The sequence below is a fragment of the Pseudoduganella sp. RAF53_2 genome (assembly GCF_052113985.1).
In the GTDB taxonomy this organism is placed as follows: Bacteria; Pseudomonadota; Gammaproteobacteria; order Burkholderiales; family Burkholderiaceae_D; genus Rugamonas.
This window is the reverse complement of record NZ_JBFRDW010000887.1, coordinates 1-1,808: the sequence shown is the minus strand read 5'-3', so window position 1 is coordinate 1,808 and position 1,808 is coordinate 1. Positions and strand designations below refer to the sequence as shown.

Below are 1,808 nucleotides of genomic sequence, written 5' to 3'. Positions count from 1 at the left end.
AGCGTGTGCATGCTTTTGCTGACCACCAGCGTTGTCGCCTTCGGCAGCGGCTCCACGCCGGCGATATTCGGCACCAGAATTTCCTCGCCCGCGCGGTGCAGGTCCTTGCCCTTATTGAGCTTCTTCAGCAAGCCCGGGCTGGCGTGAAAGCGCTCGCCCAGCGCTTCCTCGACACTGGAAAAGCCCAGCGACGGCAAGCGTGCCTTGTCAGCCATTGACTCGGGCACAGGCTGGAATGGACCGCCGATATCGGCGTCCGTAATCGTGTAAGTGACCAGCGCGGGCTGGCCGTCATCCAGCGCATCCAGCGTGGACTTATCAGCCTTGCCCGTTTCCGGCAGGCCCTTCGCATGCTGGAAACCCAGCAAGGCCTGACGCATATTCGTGCCATACAGCCCGTCAATCTCGCCCACCGAGAAGTGGTGTCGATCGAGCAGCACTTGTGCACGCAGCACTGATGGCACATCAGTCTCGGCCTGCGCCCATGCACAGGCCAACAGCAGGGGAATGATCGAGGTTTTCATGCCCGACAGTCTCCCGCGTTCGCCGCCGCGCTTCTGTTCGGGAACGAACTAAGTGCATCGCTGACGAATGGCTCAGCTGATAGAGTCCAGGATTGTGATTCCTGTTGTCAACGATTTGCGACTTCCGCCGCCTTGGACCCCATGCAGGTACGCTACCAGCTCTGAATCGAAGGATATGGCCGTGCAAATGAAAAAGGCTGAGTTCGCGTGTGCGGAACTCAGCCTTTTGGTGTCAGGCCCAGCGAACCGGGCAGGGCTTAATTAGCGGTCGCCCCAAGGACGGCGCGGTGCGTCGCTGCGTGGCGCGCCTTTGTTGTAGCTGCCGCCTTCGCGGTTGCGGAAGTTGGACTCGCCGCGCTCGCGGAAGTTGCCGCCTTCTTTGCGGAAGCCGCCTTCGTTGCGCTGGCCGCCTTCGCTGCGGAAGCCTTCGCTACGTTCAGTGCGGAAGCCTTCGCTGCGCTCTGGACGATAGCCTGGGCTGTCGTTGCGGAAGCCGCCGCCTTCTTTGCGGAAGTTGCCTTCAGCGCGGAATGGACGGCTTTCGTTGTTGCGGTCGCCGCGGAATGGATTGCCTTCGCTGCGGTAGTGGCCGCCTTCGCTACGTGGGTTGCTGAAGCTGCGCTGGCCTGGCTTGCCGCCACGGCCGTCGCCTGGTTTCCAGCCACCGCCGCCGCCCGGACGGCTGGCGTTGCGCGGAGGCGCGGAACGCTTCGGCTCGAAACCTTCCACCACTTCGACCGGAATCGTCTGTTTGGTGAAGCGCTCGATGCGGCGCACGTGCATGTTTTCGGCGTGGTTCACCAGGGAGACTGCCTGGCCGTTACGGCCGGCGCGGCCGGTACGGCCGATGCGGTGCACATAGTCTTCCGGGAACTTCGGCAGGTCGTAGTTGAACACGTGGGTGATGTTCGGCACGTCGATACCGCGCGCGGCGACGTCGGTCGCGACCAGCACTTTCACGTTGCCGCGGCGCAGACCGTCCAGCGTACGGTTACGGGCGCCCTGGTGCATGTCGCCATGCAGTGCAGCAGCCGAGAAACCGGCGATGTTCAGGCGATCGGCGATGGTGTCGGCGTCACGCTTGGTGGCGGTGAAGACCACGGCCTGGTCCAGCGATTCGTCGCGCAGCAGGTGGTCCAGCAGGCGGTTCTTGTGCGACAGGTCGTCCACGAAGTGCACGCGCTGGGTGATGTTCTCGTGGCGCGCGGTGGTGCTTGCAACCTGGATCACCAGTGGATCTTTGGTGATGCGGCGGGCCATATTGCCCACGACGCCGTCCAGGGT

At 63.3% G+C, this 1,808-nt stretch carries 2 protein-coding genes; both read right to left on the bottom strand.

Going from position 1 to position 1,808, the window contains the following annotated elements:
- On the bottom strand, nt 1–524 hold a 524-nt coding region (locus AB4Z11_RS30675; protein ID WP_442029812.1), incomplete at its 3' end, for a peptidoglycan-binding domain-containing protein.
- A 261-nt stretch (nt 525–785) separates the two neighbouring features.
- Nucleotides 786–1,808, bottom strand: a 1,023-nt coding sequence (locus AB4Z11_RS30670; RefSeq protein WP_442029810.1) for a helicase-related protein, incomplete at its 5' end; no start/stop codon positions are given.